At 60.9% G+C, this 24,888-nt stretch carries 28 protein-coding genes and 1 tRNA gene; 11 read left to right on the top strand and 18 right to left on the bottom strand.

Annotated elements, in window-relative coordinates:
• The first annotated feature begins 104 nt into the window (after nt 1-104).
• On the top strand, nt 105-545 hold the full coding sequence (locus tag BM344_RS07440) for a DUF4124 domain-containing protein (RefSeq protein ID WP_091987789.1): 441 nt from the start codon (nt 105-107) through the stop codon (nt 543-545).
• A 21-nt stretch (nt 546-566) separates the two neighbouring features.
• Here BM344_RS07440 and rhtB read toward each other — a convergent pair whose 3' ends face one another.
• Both rhtB and BM344_RS07430 read right to left on the bottom strand, forming a co-directional pair.
• Entirely contained in the window at nt 567-1,187 is a 621-nt protein-coding gene (rhtB, locus tag BM344_RS07435) for a homoserine/homoserine lactone efflux protein (protein ID WP_091987786.1), read from the bottom strand.
• Nucleotides 1,188-1,190: 3 nt separating this feature from the next.
• The gene (locus BM344_RS07430; RefSeq protein ID WP_091987784.1) at nt 1,191-2,153 is read right to left on the bottom strand and encodes a calcium/sodium antiporter; all 963 of its coding nucleotides are present in this window, start codon (nt 2,151-2,153) and stop codon (nt 1,191-1,193) included.
• 259 nt (nt 2,154-2,412) lie between these two features.
• Between BM344_RS07430 and BM344_RS07425 the strand changes: the two genes are divergently transcribed.
• Nucleotides 2,413-2,601 carry a hypothetical protein gene (locus BM344_RS07425; protein WP_091987782.1) on the top strand — a complete coding sequence of 63 codons (189 nt, stop codon included), beginning with the start codon at nt 2,413-2,415 and terminating at the stop codon, nt 2,599-2,601.
• 64 nt (nt 2,602-2,665) lie between these two features.
• Here BM344_RS07425 and BM344_RS07420 read toward each other — a convergent pair.
• The 4 genes from BM344_RS07420 to BM344_RS07405 all read right to left on the bottom strand — a co-directional run bounded on the left by BM344_RS07420 (nt 2,666) and on the right by BM344_RS07405 (nt 6,459).
• Nucleotides 2,666-2,741 (bottom strand) — tRNA-Phe (locus BM344_RS07420).
• Between the two features lie 121 nt (nt 2,742-2,862).
• Nucleotides 2,863-3,135: an oxidative damage protection protein gene (locus BM344_RS07415; protein ID WP_091987780.1), complete on the bottom strand. Its 273-nt coding sequence runs from the start codon at nt 3,133-3,135 to the stop codon at nt 2,863-2,865.
• Nucleotides 3,136-3,208: 73 nt separating this feature from the next.
• A complete protein-coding gene (gene mutY, locus BM344_RS07410; RefSeq protein ID WP_091987777.1) occupies nt 3,209-4,276 on the bottom strand; it encodes an A/G-specific adenine glycosylase in 1,068 nt (355 codons plus the stop codon).
• A complete protein-coding gene (locus BM344_RS07405) occupies nt 4,276-6,459 on the bottom strand; it encodes an AsmA family protein (protein WP_091987774.1) in 2,184 nt (727 codons plus the stop codon). The genes mutY and BM344_RS07405 overlap by 1 nt, the downstream gene beginning before the upstream one ends.
• 205 nt (nt 6,460-6,664) lie before the next feature.
• Between BM344_RS07405 and BM344_RS07400 the strand changes: the two genes are divergently transcribed.
• The 5 genes from BM344_RS07400 to hisF all read left to right on the top strand — a co-directional run bounded on the left by BM344_RS07400 (nt 6,665) and on the right by hisF (nt 10,072).
• Nucleotides 6,665-7,126 carry an SRPBCC family protein gene (locus BM344_RS07400; RefSeq protein ID WP_091987771.1) on the top strand — a complete coding sequence of 154 codons (462 nt, stop codon included), beginning with the start codon at nt 6,665-6,667 and terminating at the stop codon, nt 7,124-7,126.
• A 126-nt stretch (nt 7,127-7,252) separates the two neighbouring features.
• The gene (hisB, locus tag BM344_RS07395; RefSeq protein WP_091987769.1) at nt 7,253-7,846 is read left to right on the top strand and encodes an imidazoleglycerol-phosphate dehydratase HisB; all 594 of its coding nucleotides are present in this window, start codon (nt 7,253-7,255) and stop codon (nt 7,844-7,846) included.
• A 72-nt stretch (nt 7,847-7,918) separates the two neighbouring features.
• On the top strand, nt 7,919-8,560 hold the full coding sequence (gene hisH, locus BM344_RS07390) for an imidazole glycerol phosphate synthase subunit HisH (protein WP_091990892.1): 642 nt from the start codon (nt 7,919-7,921) through the stop codon (nt 8,558-8,560).
• Nucleotides 8,554-9,291: a 1-(5-phosphoribosyl)-5-[(5-phosphoribosylamino)methylideneamino]imidazole-4-carboxamide isomerase gene (gene hisA / locus BM344_RS07385; protein ID WP_091987766.1), complete on the top strand. Its 738-nt coding sequence runs from the start codon at nt 8,554-8,556 to the stop codon at nt 9,289-9,291. Before hisH ends, hisA begins: the two co-directional genes overlap by 7 nt.
• Before the next feature lie 7 nt (nt 9,292-9,298).
• On the top strand, nt 9,299-10,072 hold the full coding sequence (gene hisF, locus BM344_RS07380; RefSeq protein WP_091987764.1) for an imidazole glycerol phosphate synthase subunit HisF: 774 nt from the start codon (nt 9,299-9,301) through the stop codon (nt 10,070-10,072).
• A gap of 2 nt (nt 10,073-10,074) precedes the next feature.
• On the opposite strand, the gene BM344_RS07375 is transcribed toward hisF, so the two are convergent.
• The 4 genes from BM344_RS07375 to gpmM form a co-directional block, all read right to left on the bottom strand.
• Nucleotides 10,075-10,890 (bottom strand): divergent polysaccharide deacetylase family protein, encoded by an 816-nt coding sequence (locus tag BM344_RS07375; protein ID WP_091987761.1) that lies wholly within the window; start codon nt 10,888-10,890, stop codon nt 10,075-10,077.
• Nucleotides 10,887-12,299, bottom strand: a complete 1,413-nt coding sequence (locus tag BM344_RS07370; protein WP_091987759.1) for a S41 family peptidase — start codon at nt 12,297-12,299, stop codon at nt 10,887-10,889. The genes BM344_RS07375 and BM344_RS07370 overlap by 4 nt, the downstream gene beginning before the upstream one ends.
• A gap of 96 nt (nt 12,300-12,395) precedes the next feature.
• A complete protein-coding gene (locus BM344_RS07365) occupies nt 12,396-13,529 on the bottom strand; it encodes a murein hydrolase activator EnvC family protein (RefSeq protein ID WP_091987757.1) in 1,134 nt (377 codons plus the stop codon).
• 20 nt (nt 13,530-13,549) lie between these two features.
• The gene (gene gpmM, locus BM344_RS07360; RefSeq protein WP_091987754.1) at nt 13,550-15,097 is read right to left on the bottom strand and encodes a 2,3-bisphosphoglycerate-independent phosphoglycerate mutase; all 1,548 of its coding nucleotides are present in this window, start codon (nt 15,095-15,097) and stop codon (nt 13,550-13,552) included.
• Between the two features lie 148 nt (nt 15,098-15,245).
• Between gpmM and BM344_RS07355 the strand changes: the two genes are divergently transcribed.
• Both BM344_RS07355 and secB read left to right on the top strand, forming a co-directional pair.
• A complete protein-coding gene (locus tag BM344_RS07355) occupies nt 15,246-15,662 on the top strand; it encodes a rhodanese-like domain-containing protein (protein WP_091987752.1) in 417 nt (138 codons plus the stop codon).
• A 146-nt stretch (nt 15,663-15,808) separates the two neighbouring features.
• Entirely contained in the window at nt 15,809-16,312 is a 504-nt protein-coding gene (gene secB / locus BM344_RS07350; protein WP_091987749.1) for a protein-export chaperone SecB, read from the top strand.
• Nucleotides 16,313-16,378: 66 nt separating this feature from the next.
• On the opposite strand, the gene trmL is transcribed toward secB, so the two are convergent.
• The 5 genes from trmL to traF all read right to left on the bottom strand — a co-directional run bounded on the left by trmL (nt 16,379) and on the right by traF (nt 21,354).
• Nucleotides 16,379-16,843: a tRNA (uridine(34)/cytosine(34)/5-carboxymethylaminomethyluridine(34)-2'-O)-methyltransferase TrmL gene (trmL, locus tag BM344_RS07345; protein WP_091987747.1), complete on the bottom strand. Its 465-nt coding sequence runs from the start codon at nt 16,841-16,843 to the stop codon at nt 16,379-16,381.
• Nucleotides 16,844-16,848: 5 nt separating this feature from the next.
• A complete protein-coding gene (locus BM344_RS07340) occupies nt 16,849-18,027 on the bottom strand; it encodes an acetyl-CoA C-acetyltransferase (RefSeq protein WP_091987745.1) in 1,179 nt (392 codons plus the stop codon).
• A 107-nt stretch (nt 18,028-18,134) separates the two neighbouring features.
• Nucleotides 18,135-18,881, bottom strand: coding sequence for a pteridine reductase (locus BM344_RS07335; RefSeq protein ID WP_091987742.1), 747 nt, complete (start codon nt 18,879-18,881; stop codon nt 18,135-18,137).
• A 9-nt stretch (nt 18,882-18,890) separates the two neighbouring features.
• A complete protein-coding gene (locus tag BM344_RS07330; RefSeq protein WP_091987739.1) occupies nt 18,891-20,012 on the bottom strand; it encodes a multifunctional CCA tRNA nucleotidyl transferase/2'3'-cyclic phosphodiesterase/2'nucleotidase/phosphatase in 1,122 nt (373 codons plus the stop codon).
• An 82-nt stretch (nt 20,013-20,094) separates the two neighbouring features.
• A complete protein-coding gene (traF, locus tag BM344_RS07325) occupies nt 20,095-21,354 on the bottom strand; it encodes a conjugal transfer protein TraF (RefSeq protein WP_091987737.1) in 1,260 nt (419 codons plus the stop codon).
• 267 nt (nt 21,355-21,621) lie between these two features.
• Here traF and BM344_RS07320 point away from each other — a divergent pair, with 267 nt between their 5' ends.
• Nucleotides 21,622-22,167, top strand: a complete 546-nt coding sequence (locus BM344_RS07320) for an LPP20 family lipoprotein (protein WP_091987734.1) — start codon at nt 21,622-21,624, stop codon at nt 22,165-22,167.
• A 6-nt stretch (nt 22,168-22,173) separates the two neighbouring features.
• Entirely contained in the window at nt 22,174-23,388 is a 1,215-nt protein-coding gene (locus tag BM344_RS07315; RefSeq protein ID WP_407656804.1) for a flagellar assembly protein T N-terminal domain-containing protein, read from the top strand.
• Nucleotides 23,389-23,448: 60 nt separating this feature from the next.
• Here BM344_RS07315 and BM344_RS07310 read toward each other — a convergent pair whose 3' ends face one another.
• The 3 genes from BM344_RS07310 to BM344_RS07300 all read right to left on the bottom strand — a co-directional run bounded on the left by BM344_RS07310 (nt 23,449) and on the right by BM344_RS07300 (nt 24,888).
• Nucleotides 23,449-23,913 (bottom strand): SufE family protein, encoded by a 465-nt coding sequence (locus BM344_RS07310; protein WP_091987732.1) that lies wholly within the window; start codon nt 23,911-23,913, stop codon nt 23,449-23,451.
• Nucleotides 23,914-24,456, bottom strand: coding sequence for a putative Fe-S cluster assembly protein SufT (gene sufT / locus BM344_RS07305; protein WP_091987730.1), 543 nt, complete (start codon nt 24,454-24,456; stop codon nt 23,914-23,916).
• A 78-nt stretch (nt 24,457-24,534) separates the two neighbouring features.
• Nucleotides 24,535-24,888, bottom strand: a complete 354-nt coding sequence (locus BM344_RS07300; protein WP_091987727.1) for a HesB/IscA family protein — start codon at nt 24,886-24,888, stop codon at nt 24,535-24,537.

The following is a 24,888-nucleotide window of genomic DNA, read 5'->3' as shown; positions in this document are numbered from 1 at the left end:
GCGGTTTGATAGTGGTTTGATAAAGGGTCAGATGAGTCCGTCATCTGACCCTTTTTTCGTTATACTGCCCAACCCGATAACGCAACCACAGGGAGTGGAACCGTATGCCAAGGATGATGGCGGGTATTGTTTTGTCTTTTTTTCTCGCGCAGCTGGCCTCAGCCGACGTTTACACCTGGATAGACAGCCGGGGTGTCGCGCATTTTTCCGATTACCCGCCCGGTGAGATTCCCCACCGACAGATCCGCGTAAAGCCGCCCACGACCGTACCCATGTCGGAGAACCTGGAGCAGGGCGAGCGCATCTCCAATATTCGCAGGGAAGTGGACGATCTGCTGGCCTCGGGTCGGCCGGAGGCCCCGGACACGGGCGCCCGGGAACGGGCCCAGGCGAAACTCGAGAAGACCTGCGCCGGCTACCGGCGCAAGCTGGAGAGGATTCAGTCAAAGCTCCGGGCCGGCTACAGCAACGACCGGGGCAATACTCTCAGACAGCAGCGCCGCACCCTGAGCCAGAAACTCAGCCGGGAATGCATCCTGCGCTGAGGGTGTTGGCAGGAACCTGGATCAGGCCCGCTTGAAGCTGGCCAGGGCCACCGCGGCAGTCACGAACAGACCACCAAAAACCCGGTTCATCTGTCGCTGGCGTCTTGCCGTGGTCATGAAACGGAAAAGCTGGCTGGCCAGCAGGGCATACCCCAGCATTACCAGGCAGTCCACCAGGATCAGGGTAATGCCCATGGTCAGCAGCTGTGGCCCGTGCGGTGCATCAGCCACCAGGAACTGGGGGAACAGGGCGACCAGGAACACGGTGGCCTTGGGGTTGGTCAGATTCACGAATACCGCGTTCCAGAATCGCTTGTGGCCACTCTCTGGCTGACGGTCGTCGTCCATGGACTCCATCACCGGTTCCCGCCACTTGGAGATGCCAAGCCAGACCAGATAGGCAACGCCCAGCCACTTGATAATCGACAGGGCAAGGTTGGAGGAGGCAATGATCGCGCCTAGCCCGGCGCCCACCAGCAGGATCTGGAGACCAAAGCCCAGCTGCAGGCCCATGATCGCGGGCAGAGAGCGGCGTACGCCATAACGCATACCGTTGCTCATGGTATTGATAGCCCCGGCGCCGGGGGAAACACTGATCAGCACCGCAGCAACCAGAAACGTGAGCCAGGCGGCAAGGGACATGATTTACGCTCCTGAAAATGCCAAGAGATACACCGTGTAGGCCACGAAGGCAAGCAGCAGGGCGCCGCCCTCAAACCGGTTGATCCGGCCCGGGCCGCGGAAGCCGTAGCCCATCACAAACAGCGCCAGGGTCAGCGCGGCCATGACCGGCAGGTCCCGGGTGAGGACTTCCGGCGCCACCGTCATGGGCGCGATCATTCCGGCAATACCCACGACCGCCAGGGTATTGAACAGGTTGGAGCCGAGAATATTGCCCAGCGCCAGATCGTGCTCGCCTTTACGGGCGGCAATGATCGATGATGCCAGCTCAGGCAGGGACGTGCCCACGGCCACAATCGTCAGCCCGATCACCAGATCGCTGATGCCGAACGCCGTGGCCAGATCGACCGCACCCCAGACCAGTATCCGGGAACTGGCGATCAGTAGTAACAGGCCGAGCCCGAGCCACAGCAGCGCTTTTTTCAGGGGCATGGCATGGATTTCCCCGGCCATGTCCTCAGCCAGGGCATCCTGGGGCTGACGCATGCCCTGATAGACGCTCCAGCCAAGCAGACCGGCGAAGACCACCATCAGGCCAATGGCGTCCATGCGGTTCAGGTCCCCATCCCAGAGCTGCCAGCCGGCAAAGGCCGTCACCAGCATGAGGATGGGGAGCTCCTTGCGCATAACCTGCGAGTGCACCGCCACCGGGGCCATGAGGGCAGTAATGCCGAGAATCAGGGCGATGTTGGTAATATTCGAGCCATAGGCGTTACCCAGGGCCAGCCCGGGATTGCCCTGGGAAGCCGCGAGCGCAGACACTGCCATCTCCGGCGCGGAGGTGCCAAAACCGACCACCACCATGCCAATCAGCAAGGGTGGCATGCCGAAATGATTGGCCGTTGTCGCCGCCCCTTCCACGAACTTGTCCGCGCTCCACACCAGTAGAACCAGACCCGCAATGATCGCCCCGATGGCCATCAGCATGTCAGACACTCCTCAAGTCAGTTGCCGTCTCGGCGAAGAAAGAATCTACGGTGCCACAGAATGCCACAATAGGTACAAGTTCATCACCCGGCCTTATCTCGCCACCGTGCGCGTTGTCTCTCAAAACCTGGGATAAGCGGGCGCTCTTCCGTTCATCAGCGCAGACATTTTCTGCCATTTTTCATGCCTTAAGTCATCAAGATGTCTGTTTCCGTGCGACTTATGCTGAATGTGTCAATTCAAGCAGGGGAGATGTCCGATGAAGACAGAAGAGATTATTGATAAGTGGCTCGACAAGTGTGATGAGGCAAGGATGGCCCAACAGCGGTACGAGGATAATCCGAGTCCCACGAATTACTCGGCACTCAGACAGGCGTTACGTGCGCGCCGGCTGATGGAAGAGCGCCTGGACCCGAGGAACAGACTGGCGCAGGGGCTGTCGGCCTGAAGAGAATGAGAACGCTCCAGAAAAAACAAAGCCCGCACAAGGCGGGCTTCGTCTGGAATCTTGATGGTGCCCGGAGGCGGAATCGAACCACCGACACGGGGATTTTCAATCCCCTGCTCTACCAACTGAGCTATCCGGGCATGTTGCGCGTCTGCTGTGCAACGGGGCGCTATTAAACCGGTTTCGATGTATTGAGTCAAGGCTGCACCGGAAAAATTTCGCAATCTTTTCAGGGTTGCTCAGGCTTTGATCAGCGCGGTTTTACTGCTCCGGGGGAACATAGCCTTCGGCCTTGTCGAAGGGCTCGTTGTTGAAGAAATGTTCCATCTGGGCCTGCAGGTATTTGCGGGTGTTCGGGTCCATCAGGCTCAGGTGTTTCTCGTTGATCAGCATGGTCTGCTGGGCCTGCCATTCCTCCCAGGCCTGTTTCGAGATGTTCTCGAAAATGTCCTGGCCCTTGGCGCCGGGCATGGGCGGGAAGTCCAGGCCTTCCATTTCTTTCTGGTATTTGCGGCAGAACACGGTACGGCTCATGGTGGCTCCTGTAGGCAAATGTTTTGGCGCAGATGATAACAGATCGGAGAGCTGGTAGGTGGGCGGCCTTGGCTCAGAGCAGGGCCGCCTGCTCGGGCTCGGTCAGTAGCGTGCGGATGGGCGCCGGCAGACCGAGGCCGAGGGCTTCGTGCCGGTGCAGCCATTTCCGGTTATCCCGGTCGGCCACCGCGTTCTTGCCTCCAGCAACCGTCAGCCGGGCCGGTTGGATGTGCAGATGGTAGTGAGAGAAGGTGTGCCGGAAACCGCTGATCAGCTCCGGCTCGCTGCAATCCAGCCCCAGATGCCGTTCGCAGGCTTCCTGCAGTTCATCCGCCCCGAAGGCCGGGTCCAGCTCCGGAAGGCTCCACAGCCCGCCCCAGATGCCGCTGGGCGGGCGCCGCTCAAGCAGGATTCTGCCGTCGTGATCCTCGAGGATAATCATCCAGGTGCTTTTTTCGGGCTTCGCCTTTTTCGGTTTGGAGCCCGGATAGAGCGCGGTTTCACCGGCCGCGTAAGCGGTGCAGTCTTGCTGAAGAGGGCAGCTCTCGCAGGCCGGTCGGCTGCGGGTGCAGACCATGGCCCCCAGATCCATGATGGCCTGGGTGTAGTCACGCACCCTCTGTACGGGGGTGTGTTCCTCCGCCCGCTCCCAGAGCTGGTTCAGCACCCGGGTCTGGCCTGGCCATCCGGGGATGGCGTGGTAGCGTGCCAGCACCCGTTTCACGTTACCGTCCAGTATAGCCGCGCGAATGCCGTAGGCCTGGGCCAGAATTGCTGCGGCGGTGGAGCGGCCGATGCCGGTCAGGGACTCCAGCTGTTCCTGGCTTTGTGGAAACTCGCCGCCAAACTCTTCAACCACCGATTGCGCGGCTTTTTGCAAGTTGCGGGCCCGGGCGTAATAGCCAAGGCCGGACCAGTGGCTGAGCACGTCGTCCACCGGCGCCCTGGCAAGCGCCTGCACGTTCGGAAAGCGCGCCATGAAGGCTTCGAAATAGGGAATGACCGTGGCTACCTGGGTCTGCTGGAGCATGATCTCCGACACCCAGACCCGATAGGCGTTCCGATTATGGTGCCAGGGCAGGTCGTGCCTGCCGTGGCGGTCGTACCAGTGCAGCAGCCGGTCGGCAAAGCTGTCCGCCATCAGTTGAACAGCCCCTTGAGCTTGTCGCCCACCTTCTCCTGAATCTTTTCCTGCACCTTCTCTTCTGCCTTGGCCTTGGCCTTGTCTACTTCTTCCGTAACCTTGGCTCTGGCGGCGTTTTCGGCAATGGTTTTCAGGGTATCCCGGAAGCGGGAGCCATCAAACGAGCAGAGTCCACCCGGGTTTTCGGAGAAGTTGCCGCGGCATTCCACGGGGATCACCGCGTTCTTCACATACTCGGTTACCCGGCAGGCGTTGTCCCGGTGGATTTCACCAACCACGCGCAGCCCCAGCTCGTAATCGAGCATGGACTGGGCCATATCCACAGTGCCGTTACCCTCCAGTCGCATGCCGGCGAGGGCGGCAACCAGGTTGGTGTTGTTGAGGGTGTTGCCATTGATCTCCAGGGTGCCACTCATGTCGTTGAACGGCGTGGTGGTACCCCAGTCGGACGTGGTCAACTGGTCCTGATTGGCCAGCGCAATACCCTGGCAGGCCATACGGGTCAGGTTCATCTGACGGAACTCACCCTTGGCCAGGTTGAACGTGATCTGACCGTCGGCGTTGCTGCGCAGGGCCGAGATCCGGTTGCCCGTGGTGGTGGCATTCACTTTCAGGTTGGCGCCACCGCTGAGCATCTCAAGCTCAGCCAGATCGGTGAGCAGGGGCAGGGTCTGCACGTTGTTCACGTCCGATTTCACTGCCCACTTCGGGTTGTCGCTGCGGGCGTCCAGGGTAACATTTGCGCCGAAGCTGCCTTCGTACAGCTTGCCGCTGAATTCATCCACCTTGAGCAGTCCATCTTTGGCGGTTGTGCTGGCCTTGATCTCGTTGATGGTCAGGTTGCTGACGATCAACTGGCCAAGACCGAAATCGACATCCAGCAACAGGCTGCGCAGGGTCTCGAGGGGCAGCAGGTCGCTCTCGGGATTGCTGCCGGTAGCCTGCGTGGTACCGGAGGATGCGGTTTCGTTGCCACCGCTGGCGGCTTCTGCTTCAGCCTCCGGGGGCAGGTAACGGTCGGCGTTGAGTTTGTCGCCCTGCAGGTTGAACACGATGCCGCTGTTGGCGAGGCTGTAGCTGCCGGAACCCTTGAAGGTGGTGTCGTCCAGTCGGATGTTCAGGTCGCTCAGCTCCACCTTGCCGGCGGGGCCGCCAATGCCTGTTGAAAAGGCGATGGCCGTGAGTACGTCCGGATCACGGGTCTCCACCGCCGGCTGGCCGAGATTGTCCAGCAGCTTCTTCAGGGAGAACTCGGCGATTGCAACCCTGCCGTTCAGGGCGGGGGAGTCTCCAAACCCTTTAACATCCAGATCGGTGTTCAGGGTAAGGTTGGCCAGGGAGGCGGAGAAACCGTTCAGGCTGGCGGTCTCGTTTTCCAGGTTCGCGCTGGCCGAGCCGCCGAGCTCGGCGGTAACGCTTTTACCGCCAAACGGCTCGCCGGTCATGTCGAATACCGCCTTCAGTCCGGAGACCGCAAACTGGTTCAGCGCCTCGTTGGCGGCCAGGCGGGCACTGATGCTGCCGTCCACCTCAAAGGTCGGCTTTGTGGTTGCTACCCGAAAGCCGATTTCCAATGGAAATTCGGAACCCAGGGTAATGCTGCTGGCGTTAACGGTGAAGTTTTCGAGAGTGACGGACTGCCCTGTGCTCTGGTCCGTGTAACGCACCTGGGCATTGCCGATCTGGACATTCTCGACGTTGAAATTAAGGGGCTCACCGCCGGCCTGCTGATCGTCCTGTGCCTGTTCATCCTGAGTGCCTGCGGTCTGTTCGGAGGTGGCTTCCTCAGTCTTCTCCGGCATGATGCGGGTCCAGTTACCCTCGCCCTGCTCATTAACGACCAGTCGCGCGTCGAGGCCGTTGAGCACGAAGGTGTTCACCCTGGGCGACATGGCAATGAGTGACCAGAAGTCCACCTGGGCGACCAGCTGTTCGAGGGCGACGAAACGTTCGCCATCCAGATTGGCCTCAACTGCATTAAGTTCCAGGCCAAGGGGGATGAAAGACCAGCCAATATCGCCTTCCAGAACAAGGTCCAGATTGGTCGCATCTTCTACGGCCTTTTCAATCTGTGGCTTGTAGTCGTTCGGGTTGATAACGGCCATGGCAATGGCAACCGCAGCCACGGCAAGAACGATCAGCGCAACGATGGCAATCAGCACATAACGGACGGCTTTCATGATTCGGGCTTCCTTCCTCATGTTGGGAGCTTGCAGATGTCCAGGGAGAACTCTGTTGGTAATAACCCAAAGGATAACGCAGGGTTAACAAATTAACAGCGCAGGAGTATGACAATGCGGTAGTGTTGGGCCAAAATACACGTCTTTAATTTCCGGCTACAGTTGTAGCAGCAAGAGCACCAACAAACATAAAAAGGAGTAGACCGTGGCAATTACCGTTTCGATTGAGCTGAACCGGGAACTGGAAATTCCGGGAAGCTACGATGAGGTCTTCGAGTTGCTGGCGGATGTGCCACGCTCTGCCAGCCATTTTCCGAAAGTTCATAAACTCACTGATCTGGGCGACAACGCTTACCGCTGGGAAATGGAGAAGGTGGGCGTGGACAAGCACGCAATCCAGTCTGTGTACGCCTGCAAGTACCACGCAGACAAAGACGCCGGCAAGATCACCTGGGAGCCGGTAAAAGGCGAGGGCAACGGCGTGGTGCGTGGTTCCTGGACCCTGAAGGCCAAGGGCGACAAGGCCACCGCGGTGAAATTCCAGACCAGTGCCGAGCTCACCGTCCCTCTGCCGAGCCTGCTCAAGCTGGCGATCAGCCCGGTGATCAAGCACGAGTTCAACAGCCTCGTGGACACCTACATGAACAACCTCAAGAAGGCGTTTTAAGCGGGCCGGACTATCGGCGCAATTGAACCGTTTGCGGGACTCCGGCCAACAGAAAAGGTATAATCGCCCGGTAAAAATACTTCCGGCGCACTGACGCCCTTTTTTATGGATTGTTACGGAGTCCCCATGGCCGAACGCAAGGCTCGGGTAGAACGAAATACCCTTGAAACCCAGATCACCGTGGAGATTGATCTCGACGGTACCGGCAAGTCCAGTTTCGACACCGGCGTGCCATTCCTGGAGCACATGATGGACCAGATCGCCCGCCACGGGCTGGTTGACCTGAACATCGTGGCCAAGGGAGACCTGCATATCGACGACCACCACACCGTGGAAGACATTGGCATTACCCTGGGTCAGGCCTTCAAGCAGGCCGTTGGCGACAAGAAGGGCATCCGCCGCTACGGTCACGCCTACGTGCCGCTGGACGAAGCGCTTTCCCGCGTGGTGATCGACCTCTCCGGCCGTCCTGGCCTGATGATGGACGTACCCTACACCCGTGGCGCCGTTGGCGGCTTCGATGTGGATCTGTTCGAGGAGTTCTTCCACGGCTTTGTGAACCACTCCATGGTGACCCTGCACATCGATAACCTGAAGGGCAAGAACACCCATCACCAGATTGAAACCGTGTTCAAGGCCTTCGGCCGTGCGTTGCGCATGGCGATTGAAATGGATGAGCGCATGGCGGGCATCACCCCGTCCACCAAGGGTTCCCTGTAACCCGGCTCGCTCCGGAAAGACTTTCTGGTGCCGGCCATTCCTGGCCGGTCAATCAAGGACACCGCAACAACCATGAAAACCGTTGCCATCATCGACTACGGCATGGGCAACCTTCACTCTGCCAAAAAGGCGGTGGAGCACGTTGCTCCGGACACCACCGTACTGGTCACCGACAACGCCCGGAAAATCCGCGAAGCCGACCGCGTTATCCTCCCCGGGGTGGGCGCCATCCGCGATTGCATGGCCGAAATGCAGCGCCTGGGTGTTGTCGAGCTGGTTCGCGAAGTCTCCAAGGACCGGCCGTTCCTGGGTATCTGTGTTGGCATGCAGGCCCTGATGTCCCGCAGCGAGGAAAACCGGGGCGTTGACTGCATCGGCCTGTTTCCCTCGCAAGTACGCTACTTCGGCGACCACCTGACCGAGAACGGCGAACGACTGAAAGTGCCGCACATGGGCTGGAACCAGGTGTACCAGTCGGTTGATCACCCCCTGTGGCACAACATCCCGGACGGCGACCGCTTCTACTTCGTGCACAGCTATTACGCCGAGGCCGAGGGCAATGCCGACATGGCAGGCCGAACCCACTACGGCGTCGACCTGGCTGCAGCAGTTGCCAGGGACAATATCTTTGCCGTGCAATTCCACCCGGAGAAAAGTGCCCGGGCAGGTTTGCAGCTTCTGAAAAATTTCACAGAATGGACTGGAAAATGCTAATAATTCCCGCGATCGACCTGAAAGACGGCAAATGCGTGCGCCTGCGCCAGGGCCGTATGGACGACTCCACGGTCTTTGGCGACGACCCGGTCGACATGGCCACCCGCTGGGTGGAAGCCGGCGCCCGTCGTTTGCACCTGGTTGATCTGAACGGCGCCTTCGCCGGTGAGCCGGTGAACGGCGAAATTGTCCAGGCCATCGCCCGCAAATACCCGGACCTGCCCATCCAGATTGGCGGCGGTATCCGCTCGGCAGACACCATCGAAGCCTACCTCAAGGCTGGCGTACAGTGGGTCATCATCGGCACCAAAGCCGTGAAGGAGCCCGAGTTCGTGACCGAGATGTGCAAGAAATTCCCGGGCCACATCATCGTTGGTCTCGACGCCAAAGACGGGCGCGTTGCCACCGACGGCTGGGCGGAAGTCTCTGAAGTGATGGCCATCGATCTGGCCAAACGCTTTGCCAATGACGGCGTTGAGTCCATCGTCTACACCGACATCAGCCGCGACGGCATGATGCAGGGCGTGAACGTGGAAGCCACTGCGGCACTGGCCGAAGAAGGCGGCATCCCGGTGATTGCCTCCGGTGGGGTGACCAACATGGACGACCTCAAACGCCTGGCCACCGTGGCGGACAAAGGCATTCTCGGCGCCATCACCGGTCGGGCCATCTACGAGGGCACGCTCGATGTGGCCGAAGCCCAGGCCTTCTGTGACAGCCTGAAGGGGTAAGCAAACCATGGCACTGGCGAAACGCATCATTCCTTGCCTCGATGTCGACAAGGGCCGAGTGGTCAAAGGCGTGAATTTCGTGGATATCCGCGATGCCGGCGATCCGGTGGAAGTGGCGCGCCGCTACAACGAGCAGGGCGCCGATGAAATCACCTTCCTGGATATCACCGCCAGCCACGAAAGTCGCGACACCACCTACGAGACCGTCGAACGGATGGCGGCGGAAGTGTTTATCCCGTTGACCGTGGGTGGCGGCGTGCGCACCGTGGACGACATTCGCAAACTGCTGAACGCCGGTGCCGACAAGGTGTCCATCAACACCGCGGCTGTGTTCAATCCGGAGTTTGTGCGGGAGGCGGCGGAGCGTTTTGGTAGCCAGTGCATTGTGGTGGCCATTGATGCCAAGCGGGTCAGTGCCGAGGATGAAGCGCCCCGCTGGGAGATCTTCACTCACGGTGGCCGCAAGCCAACCGGCCTGGATGCCGTCGAGTGGGCCCGCAAGATGGTAGACATGGGCGCCGGCGAGTTGCTGCTTACCAGCATGGACCGGGACGGCACCAAGATCGGCTTTGATCTTGGCCTGACCAGGGCCGTGAGCGACGCGGTGATCGTGCCGGTGATTGCTTCGGGGGGCGTGGGCGAACTGCAACACCTGGCCGACGGTGTTACCCAGGGTGGGGCCGACGCGGTGCTGGCGGCCTCCATTTTCCATTTCGGCCAGCACACCATCCCGGAAGCCAAGGCCTTCATGAAGGCCCAGGGCATCGAAGTCCGGGACTGATCCTACTTCTTCTGCGCAAGGGCAGGTCGGATGGCCTGCTTTTCGCCCTCTGCAAACATCTCGCGATTGCCATTGCGCATGGCCCACAGCCCGCTGACCGTAGCAATGGCGATGCCCTGGCGGTCCAGTTCTGGCAGGTGCTTTTCCAGATAATCCACGGTGACCTTGTGAGGATGGCCAATGCCAATGGCACTTCCGTTTTCGCGGGCGCGCTTGATCAGCAGCTTGAACTGGCGATCAATGAACTCTTCGGTCTGCTCGTGATCGAGGAAGACATCCCGTGCCAGGGTCGGAATCCGGTAGGCTTCGGCCACATCGCCGGCAACCGTGGAAGCGATGGTGCGGCTGTCGACAAAATAGACCGGGTACCGGAACAGCTCCTTCATGATCCAGTCCATGGGCTGCAGTTGCTGGGTCAGCAGGCTGCCCATGTGGTTGTTGACCCCGCGAACATGGGGAATTGACTGCAGGGCGCGGCGAAGAGTTGTTGCCATGCTTTGTTCGTCCATGTCCGGCGTCAGGCCACCTGGGCCGAGCCCGAAATTGCGAGTGTTGGCCATGGGCGCATGGAGCATGATTTCCTTGTTCTCGCGATGGGCGAGGCGCGCCAGGGTATCGGTATGGCGGCGGTAGGGCAGGAACGCCAGGGTCAGGGGCTGGTCCATCATGGCCAGACGCTCACCCTCGGCCAGGTCATGGCCCATGTCGTCGATGATGATCGCGATGGTGGGTGGCAGCGTCCGGTTGCCGGGTTCCGCGGAAGCCAGGCTGGCGCTGGCCAGGAGCGCCAGCGCCAGCAGTGTGACGGCTGCTTTCACTGACTGTTTCCTTTCGTCATGCCCCTGGTCTTAGGGTTCAGGATATGAATCCCTTTGAGCAGGTTCAGGGCCGAGCGAAGCTGGTAGTCGCGCTCTGCCAGAGATACCGAATCGGCTTCTGCGGACGGGTCAGTTTTCTCCTGCTCCTGTGCTTTCTCGTTCTGTCCTTCCAGATGCCCGCTCAGATCGGCCTCGGTAAAGAAGGGCTTGCTGTCCAGTTCCTTCAGCTCCGCCGGGCGCACAACGATGTCGGGCTTGATGCCCGTGGCCTGGATGGAGCGACCGTCCGGGGTGTAGTAACGGGCGGTGGTCATCTTGATGGCATGGGTTTCATCCAGCGGAATCACGGTTTGAACGCTGCCCTTGCCGAATGACTGGGTGCCCATCACCACGGCTCTTTCATGGTCCTGCAGCGCGCCTGCCAGAATCTCGGAAGCGGAGGCCGAACCGCCGTTGATCAGTACCACAATGGGGGTGCCTTCCATCACGTCGCCTTCCCGGGCGCTGAAGCGCAGGCGGGAGCTCTGGATACGGCCCTCGGTGTAAACAATCAGGCCTTCATCCAGCAGCGCGTCGGCCGATTCCACCGCTGCCTGGAGCACGCCGCCGGGATTGTTTCTCAGGTCGATGATCAGTCCATCGAGGTCCCGGCCCAGTTCTTCCTCGAGGTCCACCAGAGCATCCTTGAACTGGGTGCCGGTGTCGGCCTGGAACTGGGTGATCCGGACATAGCCATAGCCGTTTTCCAGCATGCGGGATTTCACGCTGGTTACCTTGATCACGTCGCGCTCCACGTCAATCTCGATCGGCGCGTTTTCTCCCTCACGCATAATGGTCAGGGTCACGATAGTGCCCGGTTTGCCGCGCATCAGTTTGACGGCTTCCTCCAGGCTCATCCCTTTTACCGGCTTTTCGTCCAGCTTGATGATCAGGTCGCCGGCCTGTACCCCGGCTTTCTGTGCAGGGGTGTCGTCGATGGGGGCGATGACTTTCACAAAACCATTTTCCATGCCCACTTCGATGCCCAGGCCCCCGAATTCCCCCGAGGTGCTCTCCTCGAGCTCTTCGTAGTCCTTTGGCGCCAGGTAGGTGGAATGCGGGTCCAGGTCCGAGAGCATGCCCTTGATGGCGCTTTCCAACAGCTCCCGGTCGCTCACTTCCTCAACATAGGCGCCTTTGATGCGGCTGAAAACCTCGGTGAACTTGCGAAGATCCTCCAGGGGAAGCTGTTTTTCCGGGTCGGGCAGGCTGATCTGGACACGTTCACCGTTCTGGATGCCCTCCAGCAACTGTTCGGTTTCCGGTGCCGGGTCCTGCGCCAGGGCAAGCCCGGAGGCGGTGGCAAAACAGGTAGCGATCACAAGTGTGCGTAAAGGCGTGGCATGGAGTGTACTTCTGACCCGTTTCATTCCCATATCCTGTTTTGATTCCGATAGTTGGACCCGTTCCCCGGCTCCGGACAGTATGGCGCCACCCGGGCCGTTTGTCAGCCCTTGGCGGAGACGTCAGTTTGCCAGCCAGCGGCCGGGATTGTCAGGCTTGCCGTTGTGTCGAACTTCAAAATACAGGGCCGGCGTATCGGTGCCACCGGTCTGTCCGGCTATGGCGATGGACTCCCCGGCTGTAACCCAGTCGCCGGGGCTGGTGAAGAGGCTGCTGCTGTGGCCATAGAGTGTCATGTAGCCATCGCCGTGATCAATGATGGTGATCAGGCCAAAGCCCCGCAGCCAGTTGGCGAAAACCACCCGGCCGTGGTGAATGGCCCGGATCTCCGCTTCTTCCCCGGTCTTGATCAGCAGACCGGTGCGGCGCAGTTTGCCGTCCGCGTAGCGATCACCAAAGCCGCTCAGGACCTTGCCCTCTACCGGCCAGGGCAGCCGGTTGCGAAGCGAGGCAAAGGGCTTGGATTCGTTTGGGGACGGAATGTTATTGATGGCTTGCTGGACTTCTTCCAGCAGCTTTTCCAGGCGCTTGCGGTCTGATTCCAGCTCCTGGCGTTCGCTGCGGCGGTTCTGAATGTCGGCGTTGAGAGAGGCGAGGGTCTGTTGCCGTTCCTGTCGCGACTGCGCCAGCGCCTGCTGGCGTTGGGCCAGACCTTTTTCGGTGTTGGCCAGCTCAACCCGGATGGCTTCAACAGCGGCCTGAGTGGTGCGGAGCTCTTCCAGGCTTGCGCGGAAGGCTTCAAGGCGGGTCACCGTGTGTTTGCTCAGGTACTCGTAGTAGGTGAGGGTGCGGGCAATGCGGTCCGGATCGATCTCATTGAGCAGTACCTTGACCGCCGGCGCATCGCCCTCCATCCAGGCAGCACGTATCTGGCTCTTGAGGCTCTCCCGCTGTCGATCCAGGGTGCGGGCAAGCTCCCGTTCCTCATCCTGTAGCTGCTCCAGCCGCTGCTTCTGTTGTTCGGCCTGCTGGCGCAGGGAGCGACGTTCGCGGGTCAGGCGGCTGATGGTTTTTTCGGTTTCGGCCAGTTGCCGCTCCAGGGCAGAGCGGTCTTCTTCGGCGTCGGCCAGCCACTCATCGATATCCTCAATCTGTTCCTTGAGTTCCTCGATCTGGGCTGGTGTAACGTCCTGCTGCGCGAGCGCCGGCGCTGCGCCCAGACCAAGGGCGAGCGCCAGCAGTCCGGCATATCGCACGGCCAATGTCCGTTGTCTGATCAACCGAGCTCAACCAGGCTGTGCCCGGTCATTTCCTTCGGTTGTGCCAGTCCCATCAGGGCGAGGAGAGTGGGCGCGACATCGCTCAGGCTGCCATCGTCCCGGAGGCTCACCTGGCGATGACCGGTGTAGACCAGCGGTACCGGGCCGATGGTGTGCGCGGTGTGGACCTGTCCGGAGTTGGGGTCGGTCATCTGCTCACAGTTGCCGTGATCGGCGGTGATCAGGGCTTCGCCGCCCACTTCGTCGAGAGCTTCGACCACGCGCTTCACGCACTCGTCCAGGCATTCCGCAGCCTTGATGGCCGCGTCCAGTTTGCCAGTGTGACCAACCATGTCGCCGTTGGCGTAGTTGCAGACCACCAGGTCGTACTTGCCGCTCTTGATGGCTTCAACCAGCTTGTCGGTCACCTCGGGGGCGCTCATCTCCGGCTGGAGGTCGTAGGTGGCCACCTTGGGAGAGGGCACCAGGATTCGGTCCTCGCCGTCGAACGGCGTTTCCAGGCCGCCATTAAAGAAGAACGTCACGTGGGCGTACTTCTCGGTTTCGGCAATGCGCAGCTGGGTCTTGCCCTGCTTGGCCATGTACTCGCCGAGCCCGTTGGTCAGCTGTTCCGGCGGATAGGCGCAGGAGGTTTTGATGTCGGCCGCGTACTCGGTCAGCATCACAAAGTCGGCCAATTCCGGGTATTTCTGACGCTGGAAGCCGTCGAAATCCTTGTCCACGAAGGTGCGGGTCATTTCCCGGGCGCGGTCGGCCCGGAAGTTCATGAACAGCACGCTGTCGCCGTCATTGATGGTGGCTTCGGGCTCACCGGGCGCCTGGATCCGGGTGGGGGAGACGAACTCGTCGTTCTCACCGCGCTCGTAGGCCTGCTCCAGGCCGGAGACCGGGTCCTGGGCAACAAACTCTGCGCTGCCCTGGGTCATTAGGTTGTAGGCCGACTCGATGCGGTCCCAACGGTTGTCGCGATCCATGGCGTAGTAGCGGCCAACCAGGGAAGCCACCCGGCCAACACCGAGGCTTTTCAGTTTGGCGGCGGCTTTTTCCAGGGACGCCTTGGCGCTGCGGGGCGGCATATGGCGGCCATCGAGAAACGCATGTATGTAAACTTCCTTCGCGCCTCGGGAAGCGGCCAGCTCTGCGGCGGCCAGGATGTGGTCTTCGTGACTGTGCACGCCACCGGGGGACATAAGGCCCATCAGATGTACCGCGCGGCCGCTCTGTACGGCCTTGTCGATGGCGGCACACAGTACCGGGTTTTCCTGGAAGGTGCCGTCTTCGAGGTCTTTGTCAATGCGGGTCAGGCTCTGGTATACCACGCGGCCTGCGCCAAGGTTCATGTGGCCGACTTCAGAGTTCCCCATCTGCCCCTGTGGCAGGCCTACAAACATGCCCGAGGTGTTGATCAGGGTCTTGGGCTGGTTTTGCCAGAGCTTGTCCCAGAAAGGGGTGTTGGCATTGCTGATGGCGTTGTCCTCGGCCGGGTCGCGGTGGCCCCAGCCGTCCAGAATAATCAGTGCGGTCGGCTTGCGCATTGCAGTCATCATTCAGTCCGAAAGTAAAAATGTTAGTAAATTTACTAAAACGAAAATGCAGTTTAACTATTTTCGCATTTACTGACCAGTTTCGTCACCTTCTGTCCGGCAACCAGGCTGTGTATAATCCGGCCAAACTCACTATCAGGGTAAGTGCATGGACCGGTTGTTTGAATTTGTCGTTAACCACTACATTCTGGTGTCGCTGTTTGTGGCATTTCTGGTGGCGATCCTTATTCTGGAGTCCCGCCGCGGTGGTGCCAAGATTTCGGCCCAGGGCGCGGTCAACCTTATCAACAAAGACGAAGCCGTGGTGGTGGACATCCGGGACCGCAAGGAGTTTGGTGAGGGCCGTATTACCGGTTCCATCAACATTCCGCTGAACAGCCTGAAAAGCCGGGTCAACGAGCTGAGCAAATTCAAGGACAAACAGATCATTGTGGCCGACAAGATGGGCCAGCATTCGGCCATGGCGGTAAAGCAGCTGAATGCCGAAGGCTTCAGCAACGTGTCGCGGCTTAATGGGGGGATCGCTGACTGGAAAGCCAGCAATCTGCCGCTGGTCAAGAAATAGAGCCGGCCTTGATCTGAAACCCAATCTGCCGCACTGTTTCACATTAGCCGGCCGGGCGCCGACGTAGAATGCTTCGGCAGCAGACCAGATGACACCCCACAATAAAGGGGCCCCGTGCCCCACGATTGAGAACGAAAGGATTGAACATGGCTGAGAACCAGCAAGCCGCCGCAGGCGGTGACAACCAGAACCAACCGCAGTTTGCCCTTCAGCGCATCTATGTGAAGGACCTGTCTTTCGAATCACCCAACTCTCCGCTGGTCTTCCAGGAGCAGTGGAAGCCGCAGGTGAACCTGGACCTGAACACCTCCCACAACAAGGTCAGTGACAACCAGTACGAGGTTGTACTTTCCCTGACCGTCACCGCGAAGGTGGGAGAGAAAGTCGCCTACATCGTTGAGATCCAGCAGGGCGGGGTGTTCCTGGTTCAGGGTATCGAAGGTCAGCAGCTGGGCCAGATGCTCGGCGCCTACTGCCCGACCATTCTGTTCCCCTATGCCCGCGAAGCCATCGACGGCGTGGTCAACAAGGGCAGCTTCCCGGCCCTGATGCTGGCGCCGGTGAACTTCGATGCGATTTACGCCCAGGCGCTCAAGCGCAAGCAGGAAGAAGCCGCCGGCGAGTCGAAGGAAGAGCAGCAGGCGCACTGATCGCGGCTCTCTGGAAAACAAAAAACCGGCCCTGGCCGGTTTTTTTGTGTCTGCACGGTTTCGGGTCTAGAGCGCGCCCTGGAAGCCCAGTTGCCGCCAGGCCTCGTACACCACCAGCGCGGCAGTGTTGGAAAGGTTGAGGCTCCGGCTCTCCGGGCGCATGGGTACCCGCAGTCGTCGCTCCGGCGGCAGTGCTTCGCGGACCTCGGCCGGCAGGCCCCGGGTTTCCGGGCCGAACATCAGGTAGTCGCCATCCTGAAAACTCACCTGATGGTAATGGGTGTGGCCTTTGGTGGTCAGCCCGAACAGGCGTTCTGGCTTCTCGCTGGCGAGGAAGTCCTGGTAGTTCCGGTGGACTTTGACCGAGGCGTATTCGCTGTAATCCAGGCCGGCCCGCCGCATCTGCTTGTCCTCCAGATTAAAACCCAGCGGTTCGATCAGATGCAGCTGGCAGCCGGTATTGGCGCACAGCCGGATGATGTTGCCGGTATTCGGCGGTATCTCCGGCTCGTAAAGCACCACATGGAGCATGCAGCTCAGCGCTCCACCGCCAGGGCCACGCCCATGCCACCGCCAATACACAGGGTCGCCAGGCCCTTGTGGGCATCGCGGCGAACCATCTCATGCAGCAGAGAGACGAGGATCCGGCAGCCGGAGGCGCCGATCGGGTGGCCCAGGGCAATAGCGCCGCCGTTCACGTTGACCTTGCTGGTGTCCCAGCCCATGTCACGGTTCACCGAGATGGCCTGAGCGGCGAAGGCCTCGTTGGCCTCTACCAGATCGAGCTCGTCAACGCTCCAGCCGGCCCGCTGCAGGCAGCGCTGGCTGGCGGGAATCGGGCCGGTGCCCATGATGCTGGGGTCGACGCCGGCGTTGGCATGGGCCTTGATGGTGGCGAGCGGCGTCAGCCCCAATTCCCTGGCTTTCTCGGCGCTGCACACCATAACGGCAGCGGCGCCGTCGTTCAGCGAGGAAGCGTTGCCTGCGGTTACCGTGCCGTCCTTCTTGAAGGCGGCGCGCAGGTTGGCCAGGCCTTCGGCGGTAACGCCGTCACGGGGGCCTTCGTCGCGGTCAACCACAATGGGGTCGCCTTTGCGCTGGGGAATAGTGACCGGCACGATCTGGTCGTCGAAATAACCGGCGGCACGGGCAGCTGCAGCTTTCTGCTGGGAGGCGGCGGCGAATTCGTCCTGCTCCTGTCGGCTGATGCCGTATTTCTCGACGATGTTCTCGGCGGTAATGCCCATGTGGTAGTCGTTGAAGGCGTCCCAGAGACCGTCCTTGATCATGGTGTCGACCAGGTTCCAGTCGCCCATACGCTGTCCGTTTCGGCTGTTGGGCAGAACGTGAGGTGCCTGGCTCATGCTCTCCTGGCCACCGGCAATCATCAGTTCGGCGTCGCCACAGCGAATCGCCTGCACCGCCATGTGCACCGCTTTAAGGCCAGAGCCACAGACCTTGTTGATGGTCATGGCGGGCACGGAAGCCGGGATGCCGGCGTTGATGGCCGACTGGCGAGCCGGGTTCTGGCCGCAGCCCGCGGTCAGTACCTGACCCAGTACCACTTCGTTCACCTGGTCTCCTGGCACGCCGGTTTGCTCCAGGATCGCCTTGATGACAGCGGTGCCGAGCTGGTCGGCGCGCAGGCTGGAGAGACCTCCGCCAAAGGTTCCGATGGCGGTACGACGGGCGGCAACAATAACGACATCTCTCATGGGGATTCTCCGGATCGTAGGGACGCCCGGGACACAGCCCGGGACACGCAGGATTGAAAGCTGCCGGCATTGTATCCGGAAAGCCGCTTTCGGCCAAAGCCGGCAGGCTACATGTTCAGGCTTCGACCTCCGTCCACCGCCAGTATCTGCCCGGTAATGAAGGGCGCGTCGCAGATCAGGAATGCAATGGTTCCGGCGATGTCGTCCGGGTCACCGGTTCGGGACAGTGGGGTCTTGTCCAGAATGGCCTGCTGCGCCGATTCGTCCATGGCAGCCTCGCCTTCTGGCCAGAGAATGGCGCCGGGCGACACGCCGTTCACCCGCACCTCGGGTGCGAGGTCTTTCGCCCAGGAGCGGGTCAGGGCGGCAAGACCGGCCTTGCTGGCGCAGTAGAGTGGGTGGTCGGCGATGGGTTTTTCGCTGTAGATGTCGATCATGTTCACCACCGAGCCCCGGGATGCCTTCAGGGCGGGAAGGCAGGCCTGCAACAGAAAGAAAGGCGCTCGCAGATTGGCGTTCATGATGGTGTCCCAGTCGTCCCCGGTGGCCCGGGCGGTGGGCGTGGGGTAGAACACGGAGGCGTTGTTCACCAGCGCATCGAGCCGTCCCCAGCGGGCAATGGCTTCTCCGGCCAGCCTGCCGAGATCGTTGTCACTGGCGAGGTCGCCCTGCAGGGCGCAGGCGGAATCCGTACGCTGACGGTTCAGGTCGTACACCAGAGCCTCGGCCTGGTCTTCCCGGCTGCGGTAATGAACCACAAGGTTCCAGCCTCTGCGGTGGAGAGTCCGGGCGGTGTGGGCGCCAAGACGGTGGGCCGCACCGGTCACCAGGGCTACGGGGTTGTGATCAGACATCGGGACTCCCTAAAGGTGGTTGCTGCCAATCGCCTGGTCGATTCGCCGTTGCCGCTCCTTGTGGATGGCCTCGCCCAGGGCTTTACCCTTGTAACCTTGCGCCAGCAGTTCTGCCGGATCAACCCCAATGGCGGCCCGGGACGCCCGGCGCAGCAGATCAACAGCCCGGGCTGCGTCGGGCAGCGCGCAATCGAGCACCCGCAGCAGCTGTTCGAAGCGTTCGGATCGGCGCCACAGGTCGGCTCTGTCCAGAAGATCCAGCAGAACAGCGCTGTCCGGCGCCGTCGGGTCAACTGCGGTAAGCTCCGTTTTCAGTGCGGTGCCCAGGCGAGCCAGATTCTGGCTGTCCCTGGGGGCCTTGAGGGCGCGGGCCCTGTCGAGTGTCTGTGCTTCTGAAAGCGGCGACAGGATGGCAGCGAAACGCTCTTCAGTGGTGGTGTCGGGCTTGCCCTGAATGCAGCGAAGAGCCGCCATGGCCGCCTCGAACGATGCCTGAGGGTCGAGTTCCGGAATCAGTACCGCCAGCGCCCCGCTGCTGCGCAACACGGAGAAAAACGTCTCCGGTGACCGTTCGTGGAGGGCTCGCTGCAGTTCCTGCCAGACTCGTTCTGGCACCAGGTGTTCGACTTCGCCGTCGCGCACCATGTGTTGCATGAGTGCCTGGGTCTGGTCGCAGACGGTAAACCCCAGGGGCTGGAAACGCGCCGCGAATCGGGCGGTGCGCAGGATTCTCAGGGGGTCTTCGGCAAAGGCTTCCGATACGTGGCGAAGGGTGCGATTGCGGATATCGGCCTGGCCCTGGAAGGGATCCACCAGCTCGCCATCCTCGGTTTTCGCCATGGCGTTGATGGTGAGGTCGCGGCGCTGTAGGTCCTGCTCGAGGGTGACATCCGGCGCGCTGTATACCGTAAAACCGTGGTAACCGCGGCCTTGTTTGCGCTCGGTCCTGGCCAGGGCATATTCTTCCCGGGTTGCCGGGTGCAGGAACACCGGAAAATCGGCGCCCACCTGCTTGAACCCCTTGGCCAGCATGTCTTCCGGGGTGGCGCCTACCACCACCCAGTCGCGGTCTTTAACCTCAAGACCGAGCAGTTCGTCGCGAACCGCACCACCCACCAGATAGGCTTGCATCACATGTCTGATTCTTTTCAGGGAATGTGTGCCGGATTATCCGGTGAGCGGGTACCGTTCGCAAATCCGAGGCGGACGCCGGTCAGAAGGCCGCACCCACTTCAATGGCCGCGCCCACATCGGCATCGCTGACCAGACCCGCCAGATCGACGCGGGCACCCAGGATGTTCAGCCCCAGGCCGGCGGTGAACTGGGTCTTCTCTTCAATGCCGTCGTTATCCTCGTTGCTCGCCAGGTTCTGCCGGGCACCGATGCGAAGCTGGGCGTATCGGAAGGCATCAAACTCGGCGCCCACAGCCAGCCACTGGGTATCGTCCTCGTAGCCGAAGGCCTTCTTCTTGGTCAGGTCCAGCTCGGCGGTGATCACGTGATAATCGCCCCGGTGCGCCAGGCCCACAGTCACCATGGGGTCCAGCTCCAGGGTGCGAACTTCCTCGCCCAGCAGCGGGCGGCTGGCGGCGGAGTCGAGTTCCATGGGAATCAGGTTTCGCACGGACGCACCGGCGTTCCATTGCTGCTCCGAGCCGAAGGCGTAGGCGGCACCGAGGTCGAGGTTGAAGCCGCTCTTGTCGGTCTGGTACTGCTCGCCGTCGAAGTCCTCGTCTTCAAAGCCGGAGACGGTCTCGGTGTACTGGAAGGTCTGCAGATTCACGTACTTAGGAGACAGCCCCAGCTGCAGCCGTTGCCCGTTGTTCAGCTCGATGGCTCGGGCGAAGGTCACCCCAAGTTCCGCGACGGCGGAGGCGAGGATCTTGCCCCGGGATTCCAGGCCGTCGGTGACGCCAGAGGTTGCCGGCACAGAGCCGCTTTCGAGACCGGCCAGCAGCGCGTCATCGCTGGCGGCATACTCGCCGCGCACCGTGGCGGTCAGGTTGCCATTGGTAAAGACACCCACGGACAGTCCCTGCGAAGGTACCGCCAATCCGAGGCCCAGGCCTATGTTGGCGCGCATAGTGTCGCGATCAAAGGCCTGGAGCTGGTCCCGCAGGATACCGGCCTGGTTCTGGGCCCCGGTCTGGTTCAGATTGTCTACCGCCTGTTCCAGATTATTGATCGTGTTTTGGATGCGGTCGACCTGGTCGATGGTGTCTTCTTCGTCGGCCAGCCGTGCGTTCACTGAAATCAGCTGCAGACCGAAGTCGTCATTCCAGCTGTGATGGTCAGCGGCCAGCATGGCCGGGTTGGCCACCAGGGCATCGGCGGGGGTTGCGACGGCCACGCCGGTTCCAGCCATGGCGAAGGAGCGGGCAGACTTGAATGATTGGGGGCTGGCGAGGGTGGTGGCGGTGGCCAGTGACAGCCCGACGGCCAGGGCAAGTCGGGTCATACGGTATTCGGTCATAGTGGATCTCGTTGGCAGTAACTTCGTTGTTAAAAGGCAAATCAGATATGCGATCCTCAGAGGGTAATGCAGAAGCCGGTGGTGGACACGACGCTTGGGGTAACCGTTTGTTCCAGAACTGTAAACGGAGGCAGAATTTTGCCGCTTCACCGCCGATTACCCGGAGCTGCCCGTGCCTTTGCTCGAAATATCAGTAGCCTGGGAAAACTGGCGCACTTTTTTCATGGGGCATGGCAAACCTGTCAGGACGTACTTTGGAGAACTGTAATGATCCTTCGCTGGATATTCATCCCTATGCTGGCCTTCGGCCTTGCCGCCTGCGCCCCCACCGGCGGCTTCCGCGGCGACGGTGACCAGTCCCTGCGGGATACCGATCTGGAGCCTATCACCGTGCGTGTCAGCGGTCTGGGTACCTATGCCGACGCCGCCTCCGACCGAACCGACAGCCGCAAACGCTTGCTGGCGCGTCGCGCCTCACAGCTGGACGCCTACCGCAATCTGGTGGAGCGAGTATACGGCACGGTGGTTTATGGCAGCTCCACGGTGAATGACTTCGTGCTGCGCAACGACATGTTCCGGACGTACGTGGACAGCTATATTCGGGGCGCCAAGCTGGTGGCGGTGAACGAACACAGCGATGGCGTTTTCGAGACGGTCATGGAGCTGAAGCTCGAGCCCAGGTTCCGGGCCTGTGTTGCCAAGGTTGCCGACGACCAGGTGCAAGACCTTTGCCCGATTCCCATGCCCCAGGACAACGACAGTATTGGTGACGTTCAGAGCAGGGGCGTTGACTCACTGTACTACCTCGAGTAACCGGCCATGATGAGATGTTCGACCCGTTCCGTTGCAACCCTGCTGATGCTGCTGGCGTTGACGTTTGCCGCCGGTGCACGGGCCGTGGTGCTGGAAGGCGTGGGCCATGCCAACATCCATAACGGCGATCTGGAAGCCGCTCGGGCAGAAGCCCGCAAAGCGGCGATGCGCGATCTCTCGTTGCAGTATGAGGCCAGGGTAAGCACCCGGGATACCATGGAAAACGGCGTGCTCACGGAATCGCGCACCCAGTTGGCCTCGGCGGTGAACGCGCGCAATGTGCGCATTATTGATGAATACCGCAATGGCAACCTGTTACGGGTGACGGTTCAGGGGGATGTCAGTGCGGGTGTTGGCCAGTGTGCGGCCGGCGACGCCGGGAGATTGAAAAAACGGGTGGCCATCACCGGTTTTCCCCTGCTGTACCCGGACCAGGCCCGGGTGGGCCGCCTGGACGACGCCGGCGAAATCTTGCCGCAACAGCTCCAGCGGCGACTGGTGGAGCGGGGCGGCTTTCAGGTTTTTGCCGCCACCACCTCACGGCTGTTCGGTGACCTGCTGAATGCGCCCACCGTGCAGGCGGGTGACAATCGGTTGAGCAACATGTCCCAGCTGGCGCGGGAACTGGACGCCCAGTTTGTGGTAACCGGTGTCATCCGTGATCTGGGGGTTGCTGATCCCTCAGCCTGGGGCACATCTGTACTCGATGGGCTGCAGCGTGGATTGGGCACCGTTGATCAGAGCCGGAGGTTTGCGGTGGATCTGGTGGTGTTTGACGGTTTCAGTGGCGCGCCGGTGCACCAGCAGCGGTTTGAAACTGCCGCAGAGTGGAATGCCGGCCCCGGAAGCTCGACAGGTTTCGGCTCCGCCGGCTTTCAGAAAACGGCCTACGGCCAGTCTGTGCAGGCGCTGATCGGCGAGATGGCGGGCGCGGTGTCCGAGGCTCTGGCCTGCCAGCCGTTCATTACACGGGTGGCGAGAGTCGACGGCCACGGGGTAACCCTGGAGTCTGGCTCAACAGCGGGACTTCGGCCCGGGGACGAGCTGAAACTCTACCGGAGCAAGAGGTACCTGGAGGCGCCAGAGGCTACCCCTGAGCTCCACGATGCCGGGGTTTCGGTCACCATTGATCGGGTCCAGCCAAGGGAAAGCCGGGGCACCATGCCACAGCCGGGAGTGATGGTGAACATCCAGAGGGACGACATCGCCATTCTCTGGTGAGGAAGGCGGGGCTGGCCACGACGGTGGCAGCCCCGTAAGAATCGTTAAGGGCAGTGCGCCTCAGGCGCTGGCGGCTTCGGCGGCGGCGATGTCGCGGATCTTGCCGACCATAGCGCGCAGGCCGTTGCCGCGAGTCGGGGAGATGTGGCGGAACAGGTCTAGCTGTTCGAACAGCTCGTCGATATCGGTGGCCAGAAGGTCGCGCGGGGTCTTCCCGTTCAGTGCCACCAGAATGATGGCGGCCAGGCCGCGCACAATCATGGCGTCTGAATCGATCAGCAGGTACAGCCGACCGGTGCTGTCATCGTAGTGATGGATCAGCCAGACCTGGCTCTGGCAGCCGTGCACGTAGTTTTCTTCCACCCGGGCCTCCTCCGGAAACGCCGGCAGCTGCTTGCCCAGGTCGATGATGAACGCGTAGCGCTCTTCCCAGTCGTCCAGCAGTTCGAAACCATCCAGCACATCGTCCAGGGTGGTGTCTTTACCCAGGGGGTTGTTCAGAAAGTCCTGTTCGCTGGCGGTCATTTACAGCATCCCCAGTTCGAGCTTGGCTTCGTCTGTGAGCATGTCGTTGTTCCAGGGCGGATCAAAGGTCAGTTCAACGGTGACCTTGTCCACGTTGGGTACGTGCTCGAGCTTGGTTTTCACATCCTCGGTAATCACCGGGCCCATACCGCAGCCAGCGGCAGTCAGCGTCATCAAAACGTAGACGTGGTTGCCGTCCTCGGTGCCATTTTCAATCTTGCAGTCGTAAATCAGACCCAGATCCACCACGTTTACCGGAATTTCCGGATCGTAGCAGTTGCGCATGGCTTCCCAGACCTGGTTTTCATTGACGGTGCCGTCTTCCGGTGTTTCGAAGCTGCTTTCGAGGGGCTTTTTACCGAGTGCATCGGCGTTGTGGCCTTCCACCCGGGCGAGGTTACCATTCACCGCGACGGTGAAGGTGCCACCGAGCGACTGCGTGATGGTCACAAAGGTGTCCGACGGAATCATGATTTCGGTTCCCGAGGGGACAAGGCGGGCTTCCACCTCGCGTTTTGTCAGGACCACTTCGCGTTCTTGCATGCCGGTTCGGGCCTCGCTTTTTCAGTCTTTGGTGTCGGATTACGCTTTGCTAATCCGACCTACACGTTCAGTGAGGGGTTAAGCGACGGTGAAGCTTTCGCCGCAACCGCACTCGGCGGTGGCGTTCGGGTTGCGGAACTGGAACATGGAGTTCACGCCTTCCGTCACGAAATCAATCTCGATGCCGTTCACCAGTGGCAGATGTTCTTCCTTCACGAACACATCCACTCCGTCGATATGAAACACCCTGTCGTCGGTGGCAGCTTCCTCCACCCACTGGGTTTCGTACTTGAAGCCAGAGCAGCCACTTTTCTTGATGGCCAGCCGGATACCGCGTGCGTCGGGCTTCTTGTCAAGCTGCTTGCGCACGTGCTTGACCGCGCTCGGGGTCATGGTAACGGCAACACTCGGGGTGAAGACTTCAGCTGTCAT

This window comes from Marinobacter gudaonensis, assembly GCF_900115175.1.
Lineage (GTDB): Bacteria > Pseudomonadota > Gammaproteobacteria > Pseudomonadales > Oleiphilaceae > Marinobacter > Marinobacter gudaonensis.
This window is presented reverse-complemented; position numbering and strand designations above follow the sequence as displayed.

Excerpts from the sequence above, each read along its gene's own strand:
- BM344_RS07440 (WP_091987789.1), top strand. The coding sequence starts at position 105 with ATGCCAAGGATGATGGCGGGTATTGTTTTGTCTTTTTTTCTCGCGCAG.
- rhtB (WP_091987786.1), bottom strand. The coding sequence starts at position 1,187 with ATGTCCCTTGCCGCCTGGCTCACGTTTCTGGTTGCTGCGGTGCTGATC.
- BM344_RS07430 (WP_091987784.1), bottom strand. The coding sequence starts at position 2,153 with ATGCTGATGGCCATCGGGGCGATCATTGCGGGTCTGGTTCTACTGGTG.
- BM344_RS07425 (WP_091987782.1), top strand. The coding sequence starts at position 2,413 with ATGAAGACAGAAGAGATTATTGATAAGTGGCTCGACAAGTGTGATGAG.
- BM344_RS07415 (WP_091987780.1), bottom strand. The coding sequence starts at position 3,135 with ATGAGCCGTACCGTGTTCTGCCGCAAATACCAGAAAGAAATGGAAGGC.
- mutY (WP_091987777.1), bottom strand. The coding sequence starts at position 4,276 with ATGGCGGACAGCTTTGCCGACCGGCTGCTGCACTGGTACGACCGCCAC.
- BM344_RS07405 (WP_091987774.1), bottom strand. The coding sequence starts at position 6,459 with ATGAAAGCCGTCCGTTATGTGCTGATTGCCATCGTTGCGCTGATCGTT.
- hisB (WP_091987769.1), top strand. The coding sequence starts at position 7,253 with ATGGCCGAACGCAAGGCTCGGGTAGAACGAAATACCCTTGAAACCCAG.
- hisH (WP_091990892.1), top strand. The coding sequence starts at position 7,919 with ATGAAAACCGTTGCCATCATCGACTACGGCATGGGCAACCTTCACTCT.
- hisA (WP_091987766.1), top strand. The coding sequence starts at position 8,554 with ATGCTAATAATTCCCGCGATCGACCTGAAAGACGGCAAATGCGTGCGC.
- hisF (WP_091987764.1), top strand. The coding sequence starts at position 9,299 with ATGGCACTGGCGAAACGCATCATTCCTTGCCTCGATGTCGACAAGGGC.
- BM344_RS07370 (WP_091987759.1), bottom strand. The coding sequence starts at position 12,299 with ATGAAACGGGTCAGAAGTACACTCCATGCCACGCCTTTACGCACACTT.
- gpmM (WP_091987754.1), bottom strand. The coding sequence starts at position 15,097 with ATGACTGCAATGCGCAAGCCGACCGCACTGATTATTCTGGACGGCTGG.
- BM344_RS07355 (WP_091987752.1), top strand. The coding sequence starts at position 15,246 with ATGGACCGGTTGTTTGAATTTGTCGTTAACCACTACATTCTGGTGTCG.
- secB (WP_091987749.1), top strand. The coding sequence starts at position 15,809 with ATGGCTGAGAACCAGCAAGCCGCCGCAGGCGGTGACAACCAGAACCAA.
- trmL (WP_091987747.1), bottom strand. The coding sequence starts at position 16,843 with ATGCTCCATGTGGTGCTTTACGAGCCGGAGATACCGCCGAATACCGGC.
- BM344_RS07340 (WP_091987745.1), bottom strand. The coding sequence starts at position 18,027 with ATGAGAGATGTCGTTATTGTTGCCGCCCGTCGTACCGCCATCGGAACC.
- BM344_RS07335 (WP_091987742.1), bottom strand. The coding sequence starts at position 18,881 with ATGTCTGATCACAACCCCGTAGCCCTGGTGACCGGTGCGGCCCACCGT.
- BM344_RS07330 (WP_091987739.1), bottom strand. The coding sequence starts at position 20,012 with ATGCAAGCCTATCTGGTGGGTGGTGCGGTTCGCGACGAACTGCTCGGT.
- traF (WP_091987737.1), bottom strand. The coding sequence starts at position 21,354 with ATGACCGAATACCGTATGACCCGACTTGCCCTGGCCGTCGGGCTGTCA.
- BM344_RS07320 (WP_091987734.1), top strand. The coding sequence starts at position 21,622 with ATGATCCTTCGCTGGATATTCATCCCTATGCTGGCCTTCGGCCTTGCC.
- BM344_RS07315 (WP_407656804.1), top strand. The coding sequence starts at position 22,174 with ATGATGAGATGTTCGACCCGTTCCGTTGCAACCCTGCTGATGCTGCTG.
- BM344_RS07310 (WP_091987732.1), bottom strand. The coding sequence starts at position 23,913 with ATGACCGCCAGCGAACAGGACTTTCTGAACAACCCCCTGGGTAAAGAC.
- sufT (WP_091987730.1), bottom strand. The coding sequence starts at position 24,456 with ATGCAAGAACGCGAAGTGGTCCTGACAAAACGCGAGGTGGAAGCCCGC.
- BM344_RS07300 (WP_091987727.1), bottom strand. The coding sequence starts at position 24,888 with ATGACAGCTGAAGTCTTCACCCCGAGTGTTGCCGTTACCATGACCCCG.